The sequence below is a fragment of the Aquirufa sp. OSTEICH-129A genome, assembly GCF_054558355.1.
In genome coordinates this window covers 461558-483096 of the sequence record NZ_JBPXKC010000002.1, presented here as the reverse complement: position 1 = coordinate 483096, position 21539 = coordinate 461558, and the positions used below count along the sequence as shown (strand labels likewise).

20 protein-coding genes and 1 tRNA gene are annotated in these 21539 nt (G+C 39.2%); 17 read left to right on the top strand and 4 right to left on the bottom strand.

Annotated features, from left to right (window positions below):
• Window positions 1-6: 6 nt before the first annotated feature.
• The 3 genes from SKC36_RS06005 to SKC36_RS05995 are packed head-to-tail and all read left to right on the top strand — an operon-like array spanning window position 7 to window position 2218.
• A complete protein-coding gene (locus SKC36_RS06005; RefSeq protein ID WP_459465203.1) occupies window positions 7-768 on the top strand; it encodes a phosphosulfolactate synthase in 762 nt (253 codons plus the stop codon).
• Window positions 769-819: 51 nt separating this feature from the next.
• Window positions 820-1458 carry a VTT domain-containing protein gene (locus tag SKC36_RS06000; RefSeq protein ID WP_459454101.1) on the top strand — a complete coding sequence of 213 codons (639 nt, stop codon included), beginning with the start codon at window positions 820-822 and terminating at the stop codon, window positions 1456-1458.
• A gap of 1 nt (window position 1459) precedes the next feature.
• Entirely contained in the window at window positions 1460-2218 is a 759-nt protein-coding gene (locus SKC36_RS05995) for a shikimate dehydrogenase family protein (protein ID WP_459454102.1), read from the top strand.
• Here SKC36_RS05995 and SKC36_RS05990 read toward each other — a convergent pair.
• Window positions 2215-2718, bottom strand: a complete 504-nt coding sequence (locus SKC36_RS05990) for a phosphoribosyltransferase family protein (RefSeq protein WP_459465201.1) — start codon at window positions 2716-2718, stop codon at window positions 2215-2217. The two genes, SKC36_RS05995 and SKC36_RS05990, sit on opposite strands and share 4 nt — an antisense overlap.
• 96 nt (window positions 2719-2814) lie before the next feature.
• Here SKC36_RS05990 and SKC36_RS05985 point away from each other — a divergent pair, with 96 nt between their 5' ends.
• Window positions 2815-3360, top strand: coding sequence for a YcxB family protein (locus SKC36_RS05985; RefSeq protein ID WP_459454104.1), 546 nt, complete (start codon window positions 2815-2817; stop codon window positions 3358-3360).
• Between the two features lie 24 nt (window positions 3361-3384).
• Window positions 3385-3795 (top strand): Holliday junction resolvase RuvX, encoded by a 411-nt coding sequence (ruvX, locus tag SKC36_RS05980; protein WP_459454105.1) that lies wholly within the window; start codon window positions 3385-3387, stop codon window positions 3793-3795.
• Window positions 3796-3828: 33 nt separating this feature from the next.
• On the opposite strand, the gene SKC36_RS05975 is transcribed toward ruvX, so the two are convergent.
• Window positions 3829-4656, bottom strand: a complete 828-nt coding sequence (locus SKC36_RS05975; protein WP_459454106.1) for a phytanoyl-CoA dioxygenase family protein — start codon at window positions 4654-4656, stop codon at window positions 3829-3831.
• Between the two features lie 232 nt (window positions 4657-4888).
• Here SKC36_RS05975 and SKC36_RS05970 point away from each other — a divergent pair, with 232 nt between their 5' ends.
• The 7 genes from SKC36_RS05970 to SKC36_RS05940 all read left to right on the top strand — a co-directional run bounded on the left by SKC36_RS05970 (window position 4889) and on the right by SKC36_RS05940 (window position 10385).
• Complete coding sequence (locus SKC36_RS05970; protein ID WP_459454107.1) at window positions 4889-5734, top strand: hypothetical protein; 846 nt, start codon at window positions 4889-4891, stop codon at window positions 5732-5734.
• 37 nt (window positions 5735-5771) lie between these two features.
• Window positions 5772-6518: a transporter gene (locus SKC36_RS05965; protein ID WP_459454108.1), complete on the top strand. Its 747-nt coding sequence runs from the start codon at window positions 5772-5774 to the stop codon at window positions 6516-6518.
• 43 nt (window positions 6519-6561) lie between these two features.
• On the top strand, window positions 6562-7983 hold the full coding sequence (locus SKC36_RS05960; protein WP_459465199.1) for a BatD family protein: 1422 nt from the start codon (window positions 6562-6564) through the stop codon (window positions 7981-7983).
• 6 nt (window positions 7984-7989) lie between these two features.
• Window positions 7990-9075 (top strand): chorismate synthase, encoded by a 1086-nt coding sequence (gene aroC, locus SKC36_RS05955; protein WP_459465197.1) that lies wholly within the window; start codon window positions 7990-7992, stop codon window positions 9073-9075.
• Window positions 9075-9515 (top strand): nucleoside deaminase, encoded by a 441-nt coding sequence (locus SKC36_RS05950; protein WP_459454111.1) that lies wholly within the window; start codon window positions 9075-9077, stop codon window positions 9513-9515. Before aroC ends, SKC36_RS05950 begins: the two co-directional genes overlap by 1 nt.
• Before the next feature lie 92 nt (window positions 9516-9607).
• Window positions 9608-10219: a superoxide dismutase gene (locus tag SKC36_RS05945; protein ID WP_459454112.1), complete on the top strand. Its 612-nt coding sequence runs from the start codon at window positions 9608-9610 to the stop codon at window positions 10217-10219.
• Between the two features lie 92 nt (window positions 10220-10311).
• Window positions 10312-10385, top strand: a tRNA-His gene (locus tag SKC36_RS05940).
• Window positions 10386-10553: 168 nt separating this feature from the next.
• Here the strand turns inward: SKC36_RS05940 and SKC36_RS05935 are convergent.
• Window positions 10554-11924 carry a glucuronyl esterase domain-containing protein gene (locus tag SKC36_RS05935; protein WP_459465195.1) on the bottom strand — a complete coding sequence of 457 codons (1371 nt, stop codon included), beginning with the start codon at window positions 11922-11924 and terminating at the stop codon, window positions 10554-10556.
• 151 nt (window positions 11925-12075) lie between these two features.
• Between SKC36_RS05935 and SKC36_RS05930 the strand changes: the two genes are divergently transcribed.
• The 3 genes from SKC36_RS05930 (at window position 12076) to SKC36_RS05920 (ending at window position 14298) form a co-directional block, all read left to right on the top strand.
• Window positions 12076-12696: an NYN domain-containing protein gene (locus SKC36_RS05930; protein ID WP_459465193.1), complete on the top strand. Its 621-nt coding sequence runs from the start codon at window positions 12076-12078 to the stop codon at window positions 12694-12696.
• A gap of 22 nt (window positions 12697-12718) precedes the next feature.
• Window positions 12719-13351, top strand: a complete 633-nt coding sequence (locus tag SKC36_RS05925) for a carotenoid biosynthesis protein (RefSeq protein ID WP_459454115.1) — start codon at window positions 12719-12721, stop codon at window positions 13349-13351.
• Between the two features lie 62 nt (window positions 13352-13413).
• On the top strand, window positions 13414-14298 hold the full coding sequence (locus SKC36_RS05920) for a MerR family transcriptional regulator (RefSeq protein WP_459454116.1): 885 nt from the start codon (window positions 13414-13416) through the stop codon (window positions 14296-14298).
• On the opposite strand, the gene SKC36_RS05915 is transcribed toward SKC36_RS05920, so the two are convergent.
• Window positions 14291-15355: a mannose-1-phosphate guanylyltransferase gene (locus SKC36_RS05915; protein ID WP_459465191.1), complete on the bottom strand. Its 1065-nt coding sequence runs from the start codon at window positions 15353-15355 to the stop codon at window positions 14291-14293. The two genes, SKC36_RS05920 and SKC36_RS05915, sit on opposite strands and share 8 nt — an antisense overlap.
• A gap of 331 nt (window positions 15356-15686) precedes the next feature.
• Between SKC36_RS05915 and SKC36_RS05910 the strand changes: the two genes are divergently transcribed.
• Together SKC36_RS05910 and uvrA are read left to right on the top strand one after the other, a co-directional pair.
• Window positions 15687-18566, top strand: a complete 2880-nt coding sequence (locus tag SKC36_RS05910) for a TonB-dependent receptor (RefSeq protein WP_459465189.1) — start codon at window positions 15687-15689, stop codon at window positions 18564-18566.
• 81 nt (window positions 18567-18647) lie between these two features.
• On the top strand, window positions 18648-21485 hold the full coding sequence (gene uvrA / locus SKC36_RS05905; protein WP_459465187.1) for an excinuclease ABC subunit UvrA: 2838 nt from the start codon (window positions 18648-18650) through the stop codon (window positions 21483-21485).
• Window positions 21486-21539 lie beyond the last annotated feature (54 nt).

The following is a 21539-nucleotide window of genomic DNA, read 5'->3' as shown; positions in this document are numbered from 1 at the left end:
TTCTATATGAACTATAATTTATCGCAAATACCTGAAAGATTTGAAAAGCCGCGTCAGAAGGGCTTGACCATGGTCATGGACAAAGGGCTTAGCCTTCGACAAGTTGAAGATTTTTTAGAAGTAGCGGGAAGTTATACGGATTTAGTCAAATTAGGTTGGGCGACTTCTTATGTTACCCCTAATTTAAAAGAGAAATTAGCTATTTATAAGTCGGCAGGTATCCCCGTTTATTTCGGTGGAACCTTATTTGAAGCATTTTACATCCGTGGGCAGGTAGATGAATACCGCCGTGTGTTAGATCAATATGGCATGGAATATGCAGAGATTTCAGACGGTTCCGTCGAAATGAATTCAGATGTTAAGTGTGAGTATATACGTCAACTTTCTCAGCAGGTGACTGTACTTTCTGAAGTGGGTTCTAAAGATGAGGCAAAAATTATTCCTCCTTATAAGTGGATTAAATTAATGCGCATGGAATTGGAAGCGGGTGCTTGGAAGGTAATTGGAGAAGCTAGAGAAGGAGGAAATGTGGGACTATTCCGTTCATCGGGAGAGGTTCGTCAAGGTTTAGTGGAAGAAATATTAACGGAAATTCCGGAAGAAAGTATCATTTGGGAGGCACCTCAAAAATCACAACAAGTATGGTTTGTTAAACTGGTTGGTGCCAATGTCAACGTAGGAAATATTGCTCCTAATGAGGTTGTTTCATTAGAAACCATCCGACTTGGACTACGGGGAGACACCTTTGACCATTTCTTAACCAAATAAAGTTAAGCCCCGAATATTCGGGGTTTTTTATGTTATCTAATTGAAACAAACATGATACAGCAAGCCTTAGATCTATTAAAAGATCCATTGCATTTCTTGACGGAGTTTATCGCAGCCCACGGTTCATTGACTTATGCCTTATTGTTTGCCATCGTATTTATGGAGACAGGCTTAGTTGTTACGCCTTTATTACCCGGTGATTCATTATTATTCTCAGTTGGATTAATTGCAGCGGCCAGTGGTCAGCTTTCTATTGCCATTGTTATTCCCATGTTGATTTTAGCTGCTTTAAGTGGAGATCAGGTCAATTATTTCATGGGAAAATATTTTAGTGCTTATGTTCGCTCCAAGGATAAAATCTTGTTTTTGAAACGGTCTCATTTTGAGGAAACAGAAAAGTTTTATGAGAAATATGGAGTCAAAACAGTCATTATCGCTCGTTTTGTGCCTATAGTTCGTACTGTAGCGCCTTTTGTGGCGGGTGCTGGCCGGATGTCCTATTCCGTTTATTTGTTATTTGGTTTTCTTGGAGCTTGCCTTTGGGTGACAAGCATCACTTTAGCGGGTTATTTTTTAGGCGATAATGAATGGGTAAAATCCAACTTTGAAAAAGTGGTGTTGGGGATAGTTGGCGTTTCCGTTTTGCCAATTATCTTGGGTATTCTTAAGCAAAAATTCTCATCAAAGTAATATGTCCATTTCCCACTTGTACGGTTTGCTTGGGTACCCATTAGGTCATTCTTTTTCTAAAAAGTACTTTACGGAAAAGTTTGTCAAATTGGGTTTATCCGAAAGTCATTGTTATGAACAATTTGAGATTCCACAAATTGAAGATTTTTTGACTCTTACATCAGCCAAGAAAGACATACTAAAAGGTTTAAATGTAACCATTCCTTACAAACAGCAAGTTATGCCCTTGTTGGATGAAATTGACCCCGCCGCGGCTAAAATTGGTGCTGTTAATACCATTAAAATATATCCAGATGGTAAGACAAAGGGCTTTAATACGGACTATTGGGGCTTTCGCCAAACGATTGAGTCTTGGGATGCCTTAGCCCAATTTAAGTCGAAGAAAGCCGTGGTATTAGGACAAGGTGGAGCGGCAAAGGCCATTATTGCGGCCTTAGAAGATTTGGGTATGGAGATTTGTAAAGTATCCAGAACTCCTGAAAAAGGTCAGATTTCCTATGAAAGCTTGGCAAATATCATGGATGAGGTTGGCTTAATCGTGAATACAACTCCTTTAGGGATGTATCCTAAAATTGAGTCTTTTCCTCCTTTGGATTATAGCTTATTACGTGGTCAACATTTTTTATACGATATCGTATACAATCCATTACGCACTGCTTTTTTAGAGAAAGGACTTGCCCAAGGGGTAGGAGGGATTTATGAAGGGTTAGAAATGCTACATGGGCAGGCCGACAAAGCCTGGGAGATTTGGAATTCCTAACGTAGGTAAACGCCTAATCTGCTTTTGTCAGATAAAACTACCTCTACGTGCTCAGAAAGAGTGGTCGACATTTGGTATCCAATGTAATCCGCTGAAATGGGAAACTTACGGTAATTGCGGTCTACCACCACGGCTACTTGGATCTTTTTCACGTGCATACTGAGAAAGGGCGCTAAACTATAAGAAAAAGTTCTTCCTGTATTAAGCACATCATCCACGACGATGATGACCTTGTCTTCAAAAATTTTTTTATCGCAATCAAACTGAACAGGACTTTCATAAGGCACATCCTTATTTAATTGAATAACCACAGCCTGAGCTTTGATGGAGGAGATTTCCAAGATGTTTTGACAAAGTAGTTGAGCTAAAGAATAGCCCTCGCCTACAATCCCAGCGATGATAATTTCTTTTTCTTCAAAATTGTTTTCAAAAATCTGAAAGGCAATTCGGCGAATTTTTTGAAGTAAAGCAGGACCGTCAAGTATTTGTTTGGAATTCATGCTAATGGGATTCATTCAAAATAGCCTCTGAAATTACCAAAAAGTATTCAAATTTTGTACCTTTGCGACTTATTTAGCGATTAAAATAATAGATATATGGCCAAAATGTATGGGGCTCAGCAGCGAGTTCAGCAAGCACCCAGTAACCCTTTAGCAATTAAGACGAAGAAATTTTCTCTTGAAAAGAATAAATACATCGGCTTGTGTATGCGTCAACTCTTCTCTAATCAGTGGAAATGGTCTTTTTTGCCATTGGCCTTGATTATTGGAAACGTGGCATTGAATCTGACTGCTGTGTATAAAAACTATTGGATTTATATTTTCATCGCCGTTGGTGTGATTGGTTATATCTTATTTTGGTTGATTCAATTTACAGGAATTACACAATTGGCCCAGTACAAACAATTGTTTGATAAGTATCGCTATGAAATAGACAGTCGACAGATTTTCATGAAAATCTCAGATAAAGAAGGTGGGATGATTAAGTGGGATATGATAAATAGTGTGTATAAGGATAAAGACGCATATGTGTTTACCATGGGTAAATACCAGTTTATTCACCTTCCATTTAATGTGTTGACGAGCGATAACGATCGTAAATTATTGGATAAGATTTTGCGCGACAAAGGTTTATTGTCATAAAACGATTCTTAGGAATCATCCAGCATGGGAAGAATATTGGCCATTGACTATGGCTTAAAGCGTACAGGAATTGCTGTCACGGATCCTTTGCAAATCATTGCTAATGGATTGGAGACGGTACCTTCTCACCAGTTATTGACATTTTTGTCAGCATATATGGCGAAAGAAGCAGTAGATGAAATGGTGATAGGTATGCCTAAGAACCTAGATAATACTGATACCGATTCTACGCAAGCTGTGAGGAATATCATCAAGCAGATTCAAAAGAAATTTCCTGCTATTCCATTGCATTTGCACGATGAAAGATTTACCTCTCAAATGGCCATGAAGGCTATGATTGCTGGAGGGATGTCCAAGAAAGACCGTCGGGTTAAAGCTACGGTTGACCGCGTTTCAGCGACGATCATTTTGCAGTCTTATATGGAATCAAGATAGAATAAAAAAAGCCCTCAATTTCGAGGGCTTTTTTTATTTCTGAACTACTTTCGCAAAGCGATGGTAGAATGGGGTTTTACTATTTTCAGATTTCGGTTTAAACTTACCTGTGATGATCGGAACGTACATCACACGTCTTCTAGATTTCTCCCCAAAATTAGGAGATACCTCCACGCGGTGCCACAAACGGCCGTCATGAATGGTTAAGTCGCCACGCTCAATTTCAAAAGCTACCTCACGCGGATCCGGGCGGTGATCTATGAATTGTTTCTTGCCAAACAATAATTTAAGGACACTCTGGTTTTGTGTACCTGGAATGACGCGCAAACCTCCGTTGGCAGATGGGCAATTATCTAAATGTATACCTACATTTAACATAGGTAAAATCTTTTGACCTAAAAACAAATCTCTAGGGCTATCGGTATGCCAGCCCATTTGAGTGAATTTGGAATTGGGTTGATTGACATAATGATTAAATACTAATCCATCCTTTTCATCTTCGCTGATACGGCCATCATAAGGAGCCAAAAATTCAGTTAATAGCTGAAAGCGAGGATCTTTTAGGAATTCACCTAAAACTGGACTGTATTTATTGGTAAAACACATACGCTGAATCATGTCGTTACCTTGTGGATCTTTACCGAATTTTAATGGAATACCATTGATTTTCTCCACCTTTTCATCCAACCATTTTTTCTCAATTTGAGCTAATTCTTGGATAAATAACTGCGCTGTTTCATCAGTAATGAAACCCTTGAACTGAATAACTCCAAATTTGGTAAAGTATTCTTTCTGCTCCTGAGTTATCTCACTACCTAAAGTAAACGTTTTGTATTCAAACTTTGGTGATGATTTTTTCATATTCTATGGCCAATTTTGCGCGTTTTGTTTCTCGCTTAGTATTGGTACTCTAATTATAAATTTGAACATGCAAGTTACGTCAATGTTACTAAAATTTGATTATTCCATCCTAATTTTCTGATGAAAATCATGATAAAATGAGCATACTTTGTGGAAAAAATAGCAGCTTTGTAAGCTTTTTTGGCTCCAAGTAAACTGCCTTTCATTTTATTATCAATTTATACCATCGTTCATGCCTAAGTACATCCTATTCTTTCTTTTTTTTATTCCATTTTTTGCCTCATCACAAACCGACTATTTACATCGAAAAGGTACTTATTTTGTCTTTTGGGGATATAATCGCTCGGCTTATCCTACTTCCGATATCCGTTTTCAAGGTCCAGGCTATGACTTTACCTTGGAGGCTGTCAAAGCCAGCGATGCACCTACCCAATTTGATGGTTTTCAAACGTACTTTAACCCATCTTTATTTTCCATTCCTCAGTTCAATTTACACGGAGGCTATTTTTTTCATGATAATTGGTCAATCAGTTTGGGTTGGGATCATATGAAATATGTGGTCACACCTGATCAGGAATCACATATTACTGGTCAAATTCAAGCACAAGTGTCTAATCCACAGATAGAGGTAAACCCAGCCTATGTCGGCCAATATCAACATAGTCCATTTGTTATTCAGTCTAAAGATTTTCTACAATATGAGCATACCGATGGCTATAATTATGCGGCTCTCGAAATTGAAAATTACCAGCCTATTTGGAAGAAAGCGAAGTCTAAGTTGCAATTGGATTGGATCAAAGGTTTGGGTATTGGGGCTGTGATTCCCCGTTCTGATGTACGTTTATTTACGGTTGGAACCAATAATTTTTGGAACCTTGCCGGTGCTGGAGTCTCTGCCAAAACAGGTTTGCGTTTGAATTTAACCAAGCTTTTATTTTTTGAAACCACGTTTAAAGGGGGGTATACCAATTTGTGGGATGTTCATACGACAGGGCGTTCGGTAGATCATGCTTCCCAGACTATTTGGTTTGGTGAATTTTATGCGGCCCTCGGTTTTTCAATAGGAAAGGCTAAATAAATTTTTAGATTAAACTAAAAATTTGTAAACTCGCACTATGTTGCGAGCTAAATACTTTTACATCTTATTTTTCCTATCCAGTTTTTCACTTTTTGCACAGCAGGAAGGCAGGATAGAAACAGACCGTCCAGATCAAACAGAATGCCCTTTTATTGTCAAAAAAGGGTATATTCAAATGGAATGGGGTTTTAATCGACAAATCGAATCGGGGGATCTTTCCTTAACCTATCCCACCTCATTGATGAAAATTGGATTAGGGAAACGCTGGGAAGCTCGATATACTTCCGTTTGGGGTCAAGAAGGAGGCCAGTCTAGTTATCAGTCAGATGCCGTAGGTTTTAAGTATGCAATTCTATTCCCAGAAAAGTCCTTTGCTCGAGTATCGTTGATTGCGCACTATCGGGTCAATGATCAAAAGCGAGATGAAAGTGAACGAAATAATGAGCGCCACTCAGTCGGTGATTTTGTTTTTACCATTCAACATGATTTTCCCAAGGGTTTTGGTTTAGGCTATAACCTAGGCGCAGAAGTTCATAGCAATGGAACGGTGGAAGCGATATACCGTTTTGCCCCCAATATGAATATCGGTAAAAGAGGATATGCTTATGTCGAGGTTTTTGGAAGGATGCCTTCTTCCAGCCAAACAGACCAATGGGTAGACGGTGGAATGGCTTATTATATCTCTGATGATGTAAAATTAGATGTTTCCGCAGGTCGAAGCCTGCAGATAGATAATACTTGGTATGCTGCATTGGGATTATCCTTCCGTTTCAAAGTTTTTTAGATACAAGCCTAAAGACCTTAAGACAATTGCTTAAATTGCCGGAATGAATTCACGGATTGTCTTTACGGGCGTATTTCTTTATTTTCTGTTAGGTCTTCAGGCTTTGGTAGCTCAAAGTAAAGTGGACTTTGCTATACAAATAGGGGATAAAAATATTAACCAAGATGAGACCTTTGTTATTTCTATCACGGTTCCTGCCACGGGAAATTCTTCCGAAGCCATCCAATATAAATTTCCTGAATTAGCCAATTTTCAAAAACTCGGAATTAGTCGGGGTAAATCCTCTAATTTCCAAAATGGACAAATAGAACAGCGAATTATATATTCCCAGCATTATCAACCGCTGGGTGTAGGGCAGTTTTACATTCCCGCCGATGAGGTGAGCGTGAATCAACAATCTCAAAAGTTTGAACCATTTTATATTTCTGTGAGTCCGAGTAATGGAAACGTGGTGGAAAATAACCCAGATGAAGTCTCTATTGCAGATGAGGTTTTAGCTAAGGCGAATCAACCCTTTTTATTAGTAGCTAGTAATCATATTCGACCTTTTGTTGGACAAGGGTTTACCCTGAAGTTCTCCTTGTTTGTTCCCGAGAACAATACGCAGGACCTTGCTTTTGACCGAAATGACATTCAAATACCCAAGTTGATTCAGCAATTAAGGCCCAGGAATTGTTGGGAGGAGAGTTTTGGATTGCAGGTAGAGAAGGTGTCAAAAGTAGAAATCAATCAAAAAAAATATACGGAATACCGGTTTTTTCAGGCAACATATTTTGCCTTAAATAATCGCCCCATTCAAATTCCTTCCCTGAGTTTACAGATTTTAAAGAAAGAAAAAGTGGGTGGAGAGATGAAATCCTTACCCATAGTTTTTAAATCTCCAGCCTTGTTGATACAACCGAGGTCTTTGCCTAATCACCCCTTAGCGGGTAAAGTGCCCGTGGGTGCTTATGAGTTAAGAGAATCCATTTCTAAAAATCAAGCTAAAACAGGGGAACAGTTATTGTATAGTTCCAGTATCATTGGTGATGGAAATGGTATTTTGTGGGATTCAAAAGGCCTAGAATCAGATTATTTTATCGATTTTAATCGACTCTCTACCCAGAGTTCCGTGTATCCTTCCATGGATAAAATGTTGGGGGATAAATCAGAAATTATTCAGATTATTCCTAAACAACCGGGTAAATTTGCATTAAAGCAGTATTTTTACTGGATTTATTTTAACACACGAACGGAAAAGTTTGATACATTAAGATCCAAAATCAATGTAGAAATTCAAGGTCAACCCTCCGACACGCGTTTAAATACCAGTCGGGAAATGGAAGGTTTATACCGTGGATTAGAGAATTTAAACTCGGATGATGTGGTGTGGAATCGGTGGGTAAATTGGCGTCAATTGGCGAATTTGACCATTTTTTCAATTTTTGTAGTCTTAGTTTTCCTGGTTTGGAAAACAAAAAAATAAAGCGATATGGGGAGTATTTACGGGAAAATATTTCAGATTAGTACCTTTGGGGAGTCACATGGTGCGGCAGTAGGTGTGGTGGTACAAGGTTGCCCTGCAGGAATTTCATTTGATCTAGCATTCATTCAGTCAGAATTGGACAGAAGAAAGCCTGGCCAATCTAGAATTACGACCCAAAGAAAAGAGGCAGATAGTATAGAGGTGCTTTCCGGGGTATTTGAAGGCAAAACCACAGGCACACCAATAGCTATGTTGGTTTGGAATGGCGACCAGCGCTCTAAAGATTATTCTCACATCTCTGATCAGTTTAGACCTTCGCATGCAGATTACACGTATTTTGCTAAATATGGTTTAAGAGATTATAGGGGAGGTGGACGTAGTTCAGCTAGAGAAACGGTAGCCCGCGTGGCAGCTGGAGCTTTGGCTAAATTGGTTTTAGCCCAATTGGGAGTAAAAATTACAGCTTATGTTTCACAAGTGGGTACGATAAAGTTGGGGACACCTGTTGAGCAATTGGATTTGAGTTTAACTGAAACCAATGCCGTGCGTTGCCCTGATACAGCGATGGCTGATCAAATGTTTCAATACATTGATGAAATCCGTAAGCAAGGAGACTCCGTGGGCGGCGTTGTTTCGGCCTATATTACAGGCTGTCCAGTAGGTCTAGGAGAACCCGTTTTTGATAAATTACATGCTGAATTAGGTAAAGCCATGTTAAGTATCAATGCCGTTAAAGGCTTTGAATATGGTAGTGGTTTTGATGGTGTGGAGAAGAAAGGTTCCGAACATAATGATGTGATTGTCAAGGAAGCGGATGGAACGGTGCGTACCCTGACCAACCATTCAGGTGGTATTCAGGGAGGTATTTCCAATGGAGAGCCGATCTATTTTCGCGTGGCTTTCAAGCCCGTTGCGACCATCATGCAGGATCAGGATAGTATCAATGAAAAAGGCGACAAGATAACCGTTTCGGGTAAAGGGCGTCATGATCCTTGTGTAGTTCCTAGAGCTGTTCCTATTGTGGAGGCCATGGCAGCCATCGTGATCTTAGATTTTTACTTGAGAAATAGAGTAATTCAAATGCCCGCTTAATGTTTAGTCAGGAAGATGAATACTACATGGGTTTGGCATTAATGCAAGCTCAAAAAGCCTTGGAGGAAGAGGAGATTCCCGTTGGAGCCGTGGTGGTATGTCAAGGCAGAATTGTAGCTAAGGCATACAATCAAACAGAAGTATTAACCGACGTGACGGCTCATGCAGAAATGATTGCGATTACCTCTGCAGCTCAAACTATAGGGGCTAAATATTTGAAAGATTGTACCATGTACGTGACGTTGGAGCCCTGCCTCATGTGTGCCGGAGCTTTATATTGGTCGCAATTGGGAAGATTGGTATTTGGTGCCAAAGAAGAAAAACGAGGTTTTGAGCGAGTAGGGCAGTCGGTCTTGCATCCAAAAACTGAAATTCTGGGAGGAGTAAGAGCAGAAGAATCTGAATCCTTGTTAAAAGAATTTTTTTCGATGCGTCGTTGAACCGAAACCTTGGTTTACTTGTTTAAGACCTATGCATCCTAAGAATAGGATTAAATTTAAGATAACATTTACATATTAATAAAACCTATATTATGGCTTTTGAACTAGCACCCCTACCTTATGCAAACAATGCTTTAGAACCGCATTTTGATGCATTAACCATGGAAATCCACCATGATCGTCACCACAATGCTTATGTGACTAATTTGAATGCAGCTGTAGCTGGTAGTCCGTCTGAAGGAAAATCTTTAGAGGAATTATTCAGTCATATTTCAAGCTTGAGCCCGGCTATCCGTAATAATGGCGGTGGACATTATAACCACGATTTGTTCTGGAATATTTTATCACCCAATGGTGGTGGTGCTCCAGTAGGTACTTTGGCTAAAGCCATTGATGCTAAATTTGGTTCTTTTGATGCCTTCAAAGAAGAATTTAAAAAAGCGGGTATTACGCGTTTTGGTTCAGGTTGGGCTTGGTTAGTAGCTCAAAAAGACGGATCTATCGCTGTTTCATCTACACCAAACCAAGACAATCCATTGATGGATGTGGCTGAGGTTAAAGGCTTCCCGGTAATTGGTTTAGACGTTTGGGAGCACGCATATTATTTGAAATTCCAAAATAAGCGCCCTGATTATGTGGATGCATTTTGGAATGTAATTGATTGGAATGCAGCTGAAAAAAGATATTTGGCAGCTCAGAAATAAAAGAAGGGGATAAAATTTCGGTTTTATCCCCATTTTTTTTCACTTCGGATTTGCGATGTACCTTGATTTGTGTATTTTTGCAATCCCAAATGGCGGTTGTAGCTCACTCGGTTAGAGCACTGGTTTGTGGTACCAGGGGTAGTGGGTTCGAATCCCATCATCCGCCCAAAAAGTCTCAGTATTCTTGCTGGGACTTTTTTTGTTTTAGACACTTTTCTTCATGAAGAATGTAGAATTGGGAATGTAGAATGTAGAATTATGAATGTAGAATTGGGAATGTAGAATGGCACCCAATCCAATGACTATTGCTCATTCACAATTTATCATTTACCAATTACTTCAAGTATTTTGAAGCAAATTCAATGAAGTTGGGCCAATTGGGACCTGTAACATGTCCTTTATCATGCATCCGAAAGCCAATTTCACCCTGAGTCTTGGCTTCATTGATGATGGGGGCGCTATCAGAAATTAATCCTTTTTTGCCTAGCAATTCATAGACAGGGCTAGCCTCTTTCCCTGCTAAGTACATGCCATAGGGATCTGCCCAGCTGTCGCCATTTCCTCCTACGCCAATGTACATGGGTCTAGGTGCACAAAGTGCTATCAATTCATGCGCATCAATGGGTAAATCATTCCATGAAAGCGGACCGGCATATTTTAAGAAATTACCTGCCATCCAATGGTATTCATTTTTAGCGGCTACATTTTCAATTAATTCTCCATAATTTCTTCGGTAAATTTTAAGTCCACCCGCCCCTGATGAACAGATATACCCGATGGCAAAACGGGTGTCAAATGCCATAGCCACTGCGGCTGCTTTTCCATATCGAGAGTGCCCTGTTATGCCCACTGAGGTATATTTTATGTTTGGCATGGTTTCCAAATAATCCAATACCTTACTAGCTCCCCAGGCCCAAGCTCTTAGGGAGCCCCAATCATCCGGCTTTCTATATTCAGCTCGATTCATTAAACCTATGATCCCTGATTTTAGTCCAGCCCCATGGTCGGCTTGAACCGTCAAAGGATTTAACTGAACAAAAGCCCAACCCTTGGCAATGACTTGTTCTGTCCAAGGGATTTCGTTGTTGGTAGGTGCTGGTCGGTTCATCCCAGGAGGAAATACCCAGGCCAACTCCATCATGGCAGGCATGGCCTTTTTGATATCTTTTCTAAATCCTATGGTTACTTCCATTTGAACAGAAATAGAAGGGAAGCGTTTGTTGTCGACAGTCCCAATCAATTTCTGGATTTCCACTGGAAGGCCCGCCATGATTTTGTTTTCCTTAGCAATAATTTTCCAAGAAATAGGGGGGATATTATCGGGTACACGGCCATAAATTTCCCTTTCAAAATCTTCTATAATTTCAGGTTTTCTATGGTAGTACCACGCTCTTTTGGTATCCACGCTTTTCCCATCTTTCATCTGTAAAACGGCAGGCAGGACTGGGTAAATGGTGGCTTTGGATTCGTCATAATTGGCGGCATTAGCTGCCTTAGGATTACTTCCATTGACTCCAGGTCTTATATGAGTAATGCTTAATTGTTGTAACATTTGCTCATAATCGGCTTGTGTTTTTCTTTGTCGGTCAGCTAAAATACTATCCTGCTCAGCTGTTCTGGCTATTTGGGCTAGGCAACTGAATGAAAGTAAGGTACTGATGAGAAGATAAAAGTAGGGATAGCGTTTCATCGTGGAATGATTCATTCAACGATATTAAGCAATTATTTGATTTAAATACCAAGAATAGGGATGTCCATAAAAAGTAAATGCCCCACCTAGGTGGGGCATCATTCCAAAGATGCTATCTTTGAAGAAGTTCTTGCACAAAGATACAATTCATTGTAGAAAAAAATTCATGAAGGATAAAAAATATCGGGTTAAGGCCTACATCGATGGTTCCAATTTATATTTTGGGATGATGGATGCTGGTTTTAGAAATTGCAAGTGGCTGAATGTCGAGAAGCTTATTCGAAGTTTTTTACGTTCAAATCAAGAACTGGTGGAGATTAAATATTTTACGAGTCGGATTACCCATAATCCCCCGAAGCAAAAAAGGCAAACCACGTATTTGGAAGCCTTAGAATCCACAGGTGTAAATATTATTTATGGCTCTTATCAAGCGAAATTTACCGATTGTAGAAAATGTGGTAATAGTTGGATTATCCCCAATGAAAAAATGACAGACGTTAATTTAGCTACTCATTTATTGATGGATGCTTTTCAAGATCAATATGATATAGCCATTGTCGTTTCTGGAGATAGTGATTTTGTACCTTGTATTCAAAGTGTTAATGAACATTTTTTAGATAAATCAGTAGTTGTCTTTTTCCCTCCTTTAAGAAGAAATGAGTCAGTGGTGGCTGTAGCAAAAGCTTTTCAAATGATAGGAAGAAAGAAATTAGTAGAAAATCAGTTTCCTTTGCATGTACGGAAGGAAGATGGTTATGTTTTAGAAAAGCCTGAAGAATGGGCTTAAATTTAAATTTGGTTTAGGTAATATGTCTGGCGTTTTTTTAAAAAGGTTTCTTATTGTTTTATATGCCGCAGGTTTAGTGGGCATGAACCTTCCTGCTACGCGGGAATTATTTATCTCTTTAGTTCCATTAACCTTGTGGTTTACGGGCTTTATCTGTTTGTTTTACTTTCCTAAACCAAGCATGTCGGCCTACCTAACCATGGGTGGAATTGTTGTAGCTGCATGGTTTTTGGAAGTGGTTGGGGTAAGAACTGGGAAAATATTTGGGGTTTACCATTATGGAGAAACCTTGGGTTTTAAGGTAATGGAAGTTCCCATTACCATAGGTATCAACTGGTTGATATTAGTATTAGGGTCTAGTGCGGTTGTAGAAGAGTGGAACGTAGGAGGAAAAATAGGAAGAGCAGCTTTAGGAGCGGGCTTAATGACAGCTTTGGATTTATTGATTGAGCCCGTAGCTATTCACTTTGATTTTTGGCAATGGTCCGGTGGACAAATTCCGGTTCAAAACTTTGGTGCCTGGTGGATTGCTAGTTTCTTTTTTCATTGGGTTTTTCAATCTGGGGAATTTACCAGTAAATCCTCCTTATTTCGGTGGATAATGCTCTTACAGTTTATGTTTTTCTTAGGCCATTGGATAATTTTACAAGCTTAATTTAAAACTTGAAAACAATTTTTAGACATATCAGGTTAGTCACTGTATAGATAAACTAGCTCATGAGTATTTATTCAATTAAAGATTTAGAACATCTTAGTGGCATAAAAGCTCATACTTTACGGATTTGGGAGCAAAGGTATGGTATTCTTAATCCTGAGAGGACGGATACCAACATTCGTACCTATGGAGATGAAGAATTAAAGTTGGTCTTGAATATTGCCATTTTGCAAAGTAGGGGGGATTTTAAAATCTCTGAAATAGCTAAAATGAGCGATAGCGAGCGCTCTGCCAATTTACTTCGCTTATCCGAAGAAACACTTCATTTTCCTGATCAGATCCAAGCTTTAACCATCTCCATGCTGGAGTTAAATGAGGCGATGTTTCAGCAGCTGACTAAGAACATTGTTCAAAAGCATGGATTTGAGGATTACCTCATCCAAATTATTCATCCTTTCATGCTGCGCCTGGGAACCCTTTGGTTGTCTGGCTCGGTAGGTCCTGCCCAAGAACATTTTATCAGCCATTTGATTCGTCAAAAGGTGATTGCGGCCATTGACCAATTGGATTTAAGCATCAAACCTAATGCCAAAAAGTTTCTATTGTATTTGCCAGAAAGTGAATTGCATGAAATAGGTTTACTTTTTGCTAATTATATTTTACGTTCTAGAAAACATCAAGTCGTTTACCTAGGACAATCGCTACCATTCGAAGAATTGATCATCGCACATGAGATTCATCAACCCGATTATATCTTGAGTGTATTCACCTCTCAGCCTAATCCGGATGACATGCCGACTTATTTAGAGCAATTGGTAGAAAAAATACCCAATACCAATATTCTATTGACAGGTTATCAATTATTAATGTTTGGTCATGAAATCCCTGATAAAATTCAAGTCTTAACGAGTTTTCAAGATTTAATTGATTTAGCGAACGCTAACTAAACTGAGGATCTTTGGCTGTGGCATCTTCCACAAATTTCTTTACCTCTTGTTCTTGATCTTTGGGGCAAATCATTAGGGCATTTCCATGTTCGGCCACGATGAAGCCTTTTAATCCTTGAATGACCACTAACTTTTCTACTGGCGTTTTAATGATGCAATTTTGTGTATCGTAAGTCATCACATTACCTTCAATTACATTTTGATCGGCATCTTTTTCATTGATTTCATACAATGATTGCCAGGTACCTAAATCTGACCAACCAATATCAGAAAGTATGACTTTTACCTCTTGTGCCTTTTCCATGATGCCTACATCCATGGAGATATTTTTACATACCCCGTAAACCTTTTTAATAAAGCTCTCTTCTTCTTGGGTATAATAATGACTTAAACCTTCCTCAAATTGCTCAGCCATTCGAGATTGATGCTTTTCTAGCTCTTTTTTGAAGGTGGCTAATTTGAAGACAAAAATCCCTGCATTCCATACGTAATCGCCACTTTCTAAAAAAGCTTGGGCTAATTCCAGGTTAGGCTTTTCGGTAAAAGTTTTTACTTTTTGGGCTTTATGTTCGTTGGGTACATATTGAATGTAGCCATATCCTGTATCAGGCCTGGTGGGAATGATGCCCAAGGTTACGAATACATTTTCATCGGCAACCTCTAAGGCCGTTCGTATGTTTTCCTGAAAAATTTGTTCTTTTAGAATAACGTGATCCGCAGGCGCTACAATGAATTTTGCCTTTTTATTCTTTTTAGAGATTTTATAGGTAGCATAGGCGATGCAAGGTGCCGTATTCTTCCGTTGAGGTTCCCTTAAAATTTGCTCTTTACTTAAAAAAGGTAATTGCTCTTCTACTAGGTTCGCAAATTCTTCACTCGTGACCACATAGATGTTTTCTTGCGGAATGATACCTTGAAAACGTTCGGCGGTTTGCTGAAGCATGGTTTTACCAACTCCTAAAACATCGTGAAACTGCTTTGGATTTGCACTTCTGCTAATTGGCCAAAAGCGAGTGCCTATTCCGCCAGCCATGATGATAAGGAAATTGTCTTTCATACGTATAAACGTTCAATCAAATGAACGAATCTTCCTAGGAATTTACCTCAATATAAGCCCCTCATTCCTAATTGGCATATTCGTATTCATTCAAAATCAACAAATTTGTATTGATTTTTCTGAATTTCATTTCAAAGCTAACAAGAATTTCCTTGGATTTAAAGTTCTTTGGCCTTGGCCTATTTTTTGGAATCTAAGCCAAAGGCTAATATTTAAGTATTTATTGAAAAATTGGTAATTTTTTGATAAAATGAGTGCGCAATTCTATTTTCTTCCTTAGATTTGTTTGTGGTCAAGTGCCATATTTAAATTGTTATCTAAATTTATCAACATGAAAAGACTATCTACCAAATTCCTACCCGCTATTTTAGTGATGTTTTTGATGAGTTTTTCTGTGCTTGCTCAAACGAAAGTGGGAGGTCAAGTATCAGATGCAGCCTCTAAAGAAGCTTTAATCGGTGTGAGTATCGCTGTTAAAGGCAAAGTTATTGGAACAATAACGGATGCTAAGGGTAATTTCTCTTTGAGTACATCTACTCCAACTCCTTTTACCATTGTTGTTTCAATGGTGGGTTATGAAAGACAAGAAATTAGTATTACCGGAAATAAAACGGACCTTAAAATAAATCTTAAAGAGCAATCAGTGCTTGGTCAAGATGTGGTTGTTTCTGCCAGTAGGGTAGAAGAAAGTGTTATGAAGTCGCCAGTTTCGGTTGAGAAAATGGACATCAGAAGTATTAGAGAAACTCCAGCTGCATCGTTTTATGATGCGCTTCGTAACATGAAGGGGGTTGAAATGGTCACTCAGTCGGTTTCTTTTTCTTCTATCAACATGAGAGGATTTGGTAGTAATGGTAACGTACGTGTGGTTCAAATGATTGACGGCATGGATAACCAAGCTCCAGGTTTGAACTTCTCTGTGGGTAATATTGTCGGTATTTCTGAATTAGACTTAGAAAATGTGGAAGTATTGCCAGGGGCATCTTCTGCTTTATATGGCCCTAATGCCATGAATGGAATTGTGTTAATGAACTCAAAGAGTCCATTTTTATATCAAGGTTTAAGTGCCCAAATCAAGGGAGGATTCATGGATGCTCCTAATCGTACTGTTCAAAATACACCTTACAGTGATATTTCTATTCGCTATGCGAAGGCTTTCAATAATAAGGTAGCTTTCAAATTGAATTTCAATACTTTAAGTGCAGAAGATTGGCAGGCCTCTGATTACCGTGATCAAAGTTTATTAAATGGAAGAACATTAGGTCTAGGTGGTCGTTCTACGAACTTAGCCTACAATGGTGTTAATATTTATGGAGATGAGACCAATGTGAATATGTTGAGTTCTTTGACTCCAGTTTTGGGTGACCCTACGAATCCTTTGACTGCTGGTATTAATCAGATTTCAAGAGCAACAGGTGGTTTATTATCTCCTTCGGCTATTTTGGGATATATTGTACCTAATGTAAACATTTCACGTGAAGGATATGCGGAGCGTGATTTAGCTTCGTATGCCAACCGCAACATGAAATTTAATGCAGCCTTACATTATCGATTCAATGACAAAGTGGAGTTGATTTTACAAGGTTCTTATGGTCAAGGTACCACCGTATATACTGGAGCGGATCGTTATTCGATCAAAAATTTTAGCATGGGTCAATACAAAGCTGAGTTAAAGGGTTCTAATTTCTTCTTAAGAGCTTATACCACTCAAGAGAATTCGGGAGACGCTTATGCTACGGGAACTTTAGGTCAAATAGTGAATGAGGCTGCTAAGCCAAGTACTACTTGGTATCCACAATACTTTGGTGCATTTGCTACCCAAGCATTGACCAACTTTGGTACTGTGTTAGGAACTACTTTAGCACAAACAGGAAATCCAACCTTGGCGGTTGGTAACGCGATTGCTACTACGCAAGCCGCATTTAATACCTATCATAACAATGCCCGTGCGGTAGCAGATGCCAATCGTTTGATTCCAGGAACCGCAGCATTTAATTCAGCTGTGGAGACTATCAAAGGTAGACCTCTTCCTCAAGGAGCCCGTTTCTTAGACAAATCAGCCTTATACCATTATGAAGGTATGTACAACTTCACTGAGGCTTTAAATAATAAATTGGAAATGATTGTTGGGGCTAATTACCGAATTTATGCCTTGAATTCAGAAGGTACATTGTTTGCGCGTCAGGATAATGGTCAAGAATTCTCGATCAATGAGTACGGTGGTTACTTACAGCTAGCTAAGAAAATGTTCCAGGATAAATTTAAGTTGACAGGTTCGATGCGTTATGATAAGAACGAGAATTTCGAAGGTCAGTATAGCCCAAGATTATCAGGGGTTTATACCGTAGGTCAATCTAATTTTAGAGCGTCTTACCAAACAGGTTTCCGTATTCCTACCACGCAAGATCAATACATTGATTTAAATACTCCTTCTGCTCGTTTATTAGGAGGTCTTCCGGTGGTACAAGATCGTTATAAGTTGTCTGGTAATTCATTTACTCTACAATCTGTATTATCAGGTAAGCCAGAGGTGTACACTGCCAAAGCCTGGAAGCCTGAGCAGGTTCGTACCTTTGAGGTTGGTTACAAAGGAAACTTAGGTAATAATTTATTAGCTGATTTCTATTATTATCAAAGTACATTTACCAACTTCTCGGCTGGTCAAGTTGTAGTTCAACTACCTCAACAACATAGAGATAATACGGTGGTTGGAAATAAAGTATTCTCATTCCCTTCTAACGTAGACAATTTGGTTAAAACAAGTGGTTGGGGATTAAGTTTAGATTATAGACTTCCATCAAATTGGACCTTAGGAGGAAATGTTTCGTACAATACGGTTAATGACAACGGTGGTTTGAGCAATTATCAATTAGCCTATAATACACCGGCTTATCGTACCAACATCACTTTGGCTAACCGCAATATTGGTGGTTCAGGTTGGGGCTTCAGTACTGTTTGGAGATACCAAGATGAATATGTTTGGCAGTCAAGTTTTGTTAACCAAATCTTAAACCAAACTCAGCAAAGTATTATCCCTTCATTCAGTACATTAGATGCCCAAATAAGCAAGAAAGTAGCAAGTATCAAATCTATTGTCAAGGTAGGAGCATCTAACTTATTAGGAGAAGCTTATACGACAGGATGGGGTAATCCTACAGTAGGTAGTATCTATTATGTTAGCATTACTTTTGATGAGTTATTGAATAAATAAGATTCATAATTTTTATTGAGGCTGTCCTACCAGGGCAGCCTCTTTTTTTTGTACCTTTGGTGATTGATTTGTAAGCTAAATATGCAGCCACCTAAAGATTTAACAGGGTTTTCTCACATTGAAGTTTTAGGTGCTCGTGAGCATAATTTAAAGAACATCGACGTTCAAATTCCTAGGAATCAATTAGTCGTTATCACCGGAATTTCCGGTTCAGGTAAGTCCAGTCTAGCTTTTGATACGATTTATGCCGAGGGTCAAAGACGCTACATGGAAAGTTTTTCAGCTTATGCGAGAAGCTTTTTAGGTAATATGGAAAGGCCGGATGTGGATAAAATTGAAGGACTTTCACCAGTTATTTCGATTGAACAAAAAACCACTTCCAAAAATCCACGTTCGACGGTTGGTACTACCACAGAAATTTACGATTTCTTGCGTTTGCTTTATGCTCGTGCCTCCGAAGCATTCAGCTATTTGTCGGGAGAAAAAATGGTCAAGCAGTCGGTTGATCAAATTATCAGTACTCTTTTACAGCAATTTCAAGGGGGGAAAGTTCAGTTATTAGCTCCTGTGGTTAAAGGTCGCAAGGGTCATTACCGCGAATTATTCGTTCAAATTGCCAAATGGGGTTATACTAAAGTTCGGGTAGATGGCGAAATTGTGGAGGTAGAGCCTAAAATGCAAGTTGATCGATTCAAGGTACATGACATCGAGATTGTCGTAGATCGATTGGTGGTGAAAGAGGATGATCGATTTAGAATATCCCAAAGTTTACAAACAGCCATGAACTTGGGTAAAGGCCAGGTTTTTATTCTGGATGAAAAAGGGAAGCTGCATTATTTTTCTCAAACCTTAATGGACCCTAAAACAGGTTTATCCTATGATGAACCTGCCCCTAATACCTTTTCTTTCAACAGTCCATATGGGGCCTGTCCTACCTGTAATGGTTTGGGGCAAATCGAAGAAATCACGGAAGAGTCTGTTATCCCAGATCCAGAATTGAGTATTATACGCGGGGCCATTGCTCCCATAGGCGAATACCGCGATTTGTGGATATTCAAACAGTTGGAGGTATTACTGAAGCCCTATCAGGTAGGCTTATCTACGCCCATTGCTAAGTTCCCAAGAAAAGCTGTTGAAATGATGTTGTATGGAACGGATGAGCCTGTTCCTGTGCCATCTAAAAAATATGTAGGGACAGAATGGACGACCAAATACGATGGGATTATTCATTTCTTGAAAAGACAACAAGAGAGTGGGTCGGAGAAAACGCAAGATTGGTTAAAGGACTTTTTAGAAGTGAAAACCTGCCCAGATTGTCAAGGTTACCGTTTAAAGAAAGAGGCACTTTGTTTTAAAATAGACGATAAACATATTGGGGAGTTAGCCCAAATGGATATTTCAGATTTGGAGCATTGGTTTGAAGGATTATTTTTAAGGCTTTCTGAAAGGCAGCAACAAATTGGTGTGGAAGTGTTGAAAGAGATTCAAAAACGGATTGGATTTTTGACTCAAATAGGATTAAACTATTTGACCTTGGATAGACCTATGAAAAGTTTATCAGGAGGAGAGGCACAGCGCATTCGTTTAGCAACCCAGATTGGTACTCAACTGGTAGGAGTTTTATACATCATGGATGAGCCAAGTATCGGTCTGCATCAAAGGGATAATGAAAAATTAATCCAAGCATTGAAGGATTTGCGTGATTTGGGGAATAGTGTATTAGTGGTGGAGCATGACAAGGACATGATGCTGGAGTCGGATTATTTATTGGATATTGGACCAGGCGCAGGCAGGCATGGTGGTCATATTGTTGGTCAAGGAACCCCGGCTGAATTTTTGAAATTACAGACACCTACAGCTCAATACTTAAACGGTCAACTGGCTATTGAAATACCTAAAAAACGCAGAAAAGGCTCAGAAAAGGAGATTAAATTAATAGGTGCTTCCGGGAATAATTTGAAGCACGTGACAGTCAGTATTCCTTTAGGAAAAATGATTTCTGTAACGGGTGTATCGGGGTCGGGTAAATCGACCTTAATTCATGATACTTTGGTATTGAAATTGAAGCAGCATTTTGATAGAACAAAGCGGGATCCAAAGGATTTTAAGGGTATTGAAGGTTTGGAATTGATTGATAAAGTGATTGAAGTAGATCAGTCGCCCATTGGAAGAACACCTCGTTCCAACCCTGCTACCTATACCAATATGTACAGTGATATTCGCACCTTATATTGTGAATTACCTGAATCTAAAATTCGAGGATATAAAGCAGGGCGTTTTAGTTTTAATGTCAAAGGTGGGCGCTGTGAAAGCTGCGAAGGAGCTGGTAGAAAGAAAATTGAAATGGAATTTTTGCCAGATGTTTTGGTGGAATGTGAGTCCTGCAAAGGCAAACGATTTAATCGGGAGACACTGGAAGTTCGTTTCAAGGGCAAATCCATTTCGGATGTATTGGATATGACAGTGGAGCAGGCACTGGAGTTTTTTGAACATCAACCCAAAATTTACAGGAAGGTTAAAACCTTATTAGAGGTAGGTTTGGGCTATATTACCTTAGGTCAGCATGCCACTACCTTATCTGGGGGTGAGGCCCAGCGAGTGAAACTGGCTGAGGAATTGTCTAAAAAAGATACAGGTAAAACTTTATATGTATTGGATGAGCCCACTACGGGTTTACATTTTCAAGATGTGAAATTATTATTGGAAGTTCTTCAGAAATTGGTGGATAGGGGAAACACTGTTTTGATAATTGAGCATAATTTAGACGTCATCAAAGTTTCTGATCATGTGATTGATTTAGGTCCCGAAGGTGGACTTGCTGGAGGGCAAATTGTGGCCTTTGGTACACCGGAAGAAGTGGCCAAAGTTAAGGGAAGCCATACGGGAAGATTTCTCTTGAAAGAGCTGAACTTAGGATGATTTTTTTCCTAACGCTGTCAAGGTTCGAAACCTTGACAGCGTTGCGAAAACGAA